Genomic DNA, 2,057 nt, shown 5'->3' with positions numbered 1-2,057 from the left:
CGCGAGATCACGCAGGCCCAGAAGTTGCCGAGTGAGAGCGCGGCCTTCACCGCCGTGGCCGGGCTCGGCCCGCCCCACGCGCTACCGGGGTGGCCTGCGCTCAGTGCGGTGGCAGCAGCGCGTCGACCAGGCCGCGCAGCGGTCCGACCAGGTCATGCTCGGTGGCTGAACTCAGCGGTTCCAGCCGGATCGACGACCGCAGCACCGCGACTCCGATGCCGGCGGCGAGGGCCATCTGGGCGCGGAGCAGGACTTGTTGGCTGTCCGGATCGCCGGGACGCCACCCGCGAGCCGCTGCCAGCTGTTCGCTGGAACGGGCCAGCACGCCACGCCGGATATCGTCGGCCTCCGCGTCCCCGGACGACCGCAACAGCAGTGCGAGCTGGCTCGACAGGCCCGCCGCGCCGAGGCCGGCGATGTGCCGGGCGATGGCTTCGGGCACCCGGTCGGCCGGCGTCTGACCGGTGGTTCGGCCCAGTTCGTCGCCGGCAGCACGCAGGCACGCCTCGAACAGGCCTTCCTTGGACGTGAAGTAGCGGCTGATGAGCGCCACGTTGACGCCCGCGTCGTCGGCGATGTCCCGGACGGTGGTGGCCGCGTAGCCGTCCCGGGCGAAGCGTTGGCGGGCGGCGTCGAGCAGCAACTGCCGGGTCTCGGCCGCGTCCCGACGGCGACGCTGGGGCGGTTCGCCGGCGGTGTTGCTGGTCGTGGGGACGGGCGGTTCTGCTGTCACGGCGCGTCCTTCCTGTCGCTCTGGCGCGGAGTCGGTGTATTGCCGTCCGGCTATCTGCTGCTCGGTGCGGGCCAGCAAGTAAACATATGTTGACTTTCTGTCGACCGCAAGGTCCGGTACGAGCCGATGGTGACGTAAACGACTGTTGACATGAGTCCTGGGCTGCGGATACTGGCTAAGTCAGCAAACGTTTACATCTAGTTCGGGGATCTCATGACCCACACCATCGAGGAGTCGACGAACCTCGACTCCGCGTCCGGCGCCGCCCCGCGCGCCAACAGCATCCTCCTGGTGCTGTACCTGTCGCTGGGCGGCCTGGCGTTCGCGGTGCTCCAGTCGCTGGTCGCGCCCGCGCTGTCGACCATCGGAAGGGACCTGGGCGTCTCGACCGGAGACATCAGCTGGGTGCTCACGGCGTACCTGTTGGCCGCCTCGGTGTTGACGCCCATTCTCGGACGTCTCGGTGACATGGTCGGCAAGCGCCGGGTCCTCATCGGCGTCCTCGCGGTCCTCGCCGCGGGCACACTGCTCGCCGCTCTGGCCCCCAACCTGACCGTGCTGATCGTCGCGCGGGCGCTACAGGGAGCCGCCGGAGCGATCCTGCCGCTCTCGATCGGCATCGTCCGCGACCAACTGCCCCGGGAGAAGGTCGGCGTCACCGTCGGCCTGCTGTCGGCGATCTTCGGTGTCGGCGCAGGTGTCGGCATCGTGGCCGCGGGCCCGATCGTGGAGCACCTGTCGTGGCACTGGCTGTTCTGGTTGCCACTGGTCCTCGTCGTCGTCGCGCTGCTCGGAACCATCTTCGGGATGCCCGAGTCGCGGGTCCGCACGCCCGGACGGCTCGACATGCTCGGCGCGGCCATCCTGTCGGTGTCGCTGATCTCGTTGCTGCTGGCCGTGAGCAAGGGGCAGGGCTGGGGCTGGACCGAGCCGAAGACCATCGGCCTGTTCCTGCTCGGCGTGGTCGCGATGGTGGTGTTCGTCCGGGTCGAGCTGCGGGTACGCGAGCCCCTCATCGACATGCGCCTGATGCGGATCCGCGGTGTCTGGGCCACCGACCTCGTCGCCCTGATCCTCGGTTTCGCGATGTTCGGGACGTTCGTGCTGGTACCGACCCTGCTGCAACTCCCAGCGGCCACCGGGTACGGGTTCGGCAAGACGGTGTCCCAGGCGGGCCTGTTCCTGCTGCCCACCGTCCTGATGATGGTGGTCTTCGGCCCCCTCGCGGGAGCTGGAGACCGACCGGCGGCGCATCCGCCACCGCATCTCCCGGCTGCGTCGCGAGATCAAGAGCATGAAGACGGTACGCGTGACCAAGCGTTCC

At 69.3% G+C, this 2,057-nt stretch carries 1 protein-coding gene and 2 pseudogenes; 2 read left to right on the top strand and 1 reads right to left on the bottom strand.

Annotated elements, in window-relative coordinates; all coding sequences use genetic code 11:
* Window positions 1-100 precede the first annotated feature (100 nt).
* Entirely contained in the window at window positions 101-733 is a 633-nt protein-coding gene (locus ABZ749_RS34440) for a TetR family transcriptional regulator (RefSeq protein WP_357235420.1), read from the bottom strand.
* A 213-nt stretch (window positions 734-946) separates the two neighbouring features.
* Between ABZ749_RS34440 and ABZ749_RS34435 the strand changes: the two are divergent.
* Both ABZ749_RS34435 and ABZ749_RS34430 read left to right on the top strand, forming a co-directional pair.
* A pseudogene (locus ABZ749_RS34435) lies at window positions 947-1,906 on the top strand (MFS transporter); the annotation flags it as partial.
* 35 nt (window positions 1,907-1,941) lie between these two features.
* Window positions 1,942-2,057: pseudogene (locus ABZ749_RS34430) on the top strand (hypothetical protein); the annotation flags it as partial.

It is taken from the genome of Micromonospora sp. NPDC047753, from assembly GCF_040642735.1.
GTDB lineage: Bacteria > Actinomycetota > Actinomycetes > Mycobacteriales > Micromonosporaceae > Micromonospora.
The sequence above is the reverse complement of the archived record's forward strand: the minus strand, read 5'-3'. Positions and strand labels throughout refer to the sequence as shown.